Here is a 1892-nt window from a genome sequence, read left to right as displayed (position 1 = left end):
ATTGATTAGCTTGGGCGTTTCTTCGCGGATATCGAAACATTGGATGCGATGGTTGCAGGCATCGGCGACCCAAAGTACGTGATCGCGGACGACCAGACTTTGCGGGCGGACAAATTGGCCATGGGCGTTTCCGGTGCCGCCCCACTGCAGCAAAAAATTTCGCTCGGGATCAAACTTTTGAATTCGGTCCGAATCGCCATATTCGCCGACATAAAAACAGCCTTGTGAATCGCAAACGGTGTCGGTGACAAAGGCAAACTCGCCTGGCGAATGGCCCGAGACACCCCCAATTTGCTTGTCGGTGCAAAGTTGGCCATCAAGCGTGTAGGCGAGTGTGCGGTAATAATGCGTATCGGCGACCAGCAAATTCGGAACTTGGTCCTTGCCTGGTGGCGTTTCGACGGCCAATCCGGTGGGACGTCCATTTTCGGTATCGGGGGTTTTCCAGCTTCGCTGAAAATTTCCATCGACGTCAAAAACTTGAATTCGGCCGGTCGTGTCGACGATGAACAATTCGTCGGCGGGCGAGATCGCGATCGCTCGAGGTTTTAGAAACCGCCCCTCGCTGAACCCTCGCCGTCCCCACACAAGTTGGGCGTTTGAACCCGACGCACCCGAAACGCACCCTGAAATCAGACTCGAACCGAACGCCAGCGAAGCGCATAGCATCGTTCGACGAGATTGTTTTGCAGGAGACAAATTCGTTGGTAACAAGGCGGTTTTCAGCTTTATGTTTTTGTTTTGTGTCAATGGTGCTAGTGTATCAACAATGACGACGACGGAGGCAATTTCGGCTGCTCTCGCGGACTTGTGAAGACGTTTTAATAGCCCGTACAATTGTGAACGCCATCCCCGTCGAAAAACAGCCCGCTTTCTCGTTGACCCTCTGATCCATGCCAAAAATCCTGGACCTCCAAACCGCAGAAGATTCGCGAGATATCGTGCATCGAACTGTCCAAGCGTTGGTCGAAGGGCAAGTGGTGGGGGTGCCGACCGAAACGACCTATACGCTTGCGGCGTTGGCGCTGAGCACGAAAGGGGTCGAGCAGCTACGAATGCTTGCAAATCGCGAGAGCGAGGCTGCTGAGTCGGGTCACCCGTCAGGTCCGAAACGGCATTGGATCGAGTTGTCGGTTCGCAGCCGTGACGCGGCGTGTGATTTCGTCGGCACGGCGTCGAGTACGCTGCGGCGGCTGACCCGCCGATGTTGGCCGGGGCCGTTAACCGCGACGGTGCAATGTCCCGAACCCTTTTCGGCATTATCTCAATTGCCCGTGGGGGTCCGCGAACAGGTGGTCGACGAGGAGGGTTTTGTCAGTTTTCGAGTGGTTGACCACTCGGTTTTGGATCAAATTCACCGTTATTTGTCGGGTCCTTTGGTCTTGGCTAGTTTTGAGCCGGGCGAGGGGGCCGAGATTGCCACCGTTGCCGCTAGAATGGTGGATAGCTACGGCGACGAATTGCCACTGCTGCTCGATGATGGCCCGACACGCTATGGTGGTGTCACGACGGTTGTCCGAGTCAGTGGCAACCGCTGGGAGTTGCTTCGCGAAGGCGTGATAGAACGTGCTGCTATGAACCAATTTGTGAAACCTGTGATCGCGGTGGTCTGCACCGGAAATACCTGTCGTAGTCCGATGGCAGAAACCCTGTTACGTGAACAATTGAACAAGCGAACCGGTTGCGATGATGCCGTGCGTGTCATTTCGGCGGGCGTGGCGGCGTCCAACGGGGCCGGCGCCAGTCCGCAGGCGGTCGCGGTGATGGGATCACGAGGGTTGGATTTGACCGGCCACAGCAGTCGTCCACTGGACGAATCGGTGGTCAACGTTGCCGATTTGATCCTGACCATGACGCGAGGCCATCGTGCGGCGATTTTGGCGGCTTGGCCT

General features: G+C 56.3%; 2 protein-coding genes. One reads left to right on the top strand and one right to left on the bottom strand.

What is annotated here, in order from left to right; all coding sequences use genetic code 11:
• A partial coding sequence (locus RMSM_RS35415; protein ID WP_040771290.1) for an NHL repeat-containing protein occupies positions 1 to 669 on the bottom strand: 669 nt, incomplete at its 3' end.
• Between the two features lie 224 nt (positions 670 to 893).
• Here RMSM_RS35415 and RMSM_RS35410 point away from each other — a divergent pair.
• Positions 894 to 1892 (top strand): arsenate reductase/protein-tyrosine-phosphatase family protein (locus RMSM_RS35410; protein ID WP_008709276.1); only part of this gene is annotated, 999 nt, incomplete at its 3' end.

The organism is Rhodopirellula maiorica SM1 (assembly GCF_000346295.1).
In the GTDB taxonomy this organism is placed as follows: domain Bacteria; phylum Planctomycetota; class Planctomycetia; order Pirellulales; family Pirellulaceae; genus Novipirellula; species Novipirellula maiorica.
This window is presented reverse-complemented; position numbering and strand designations above follow the sequence as displayed.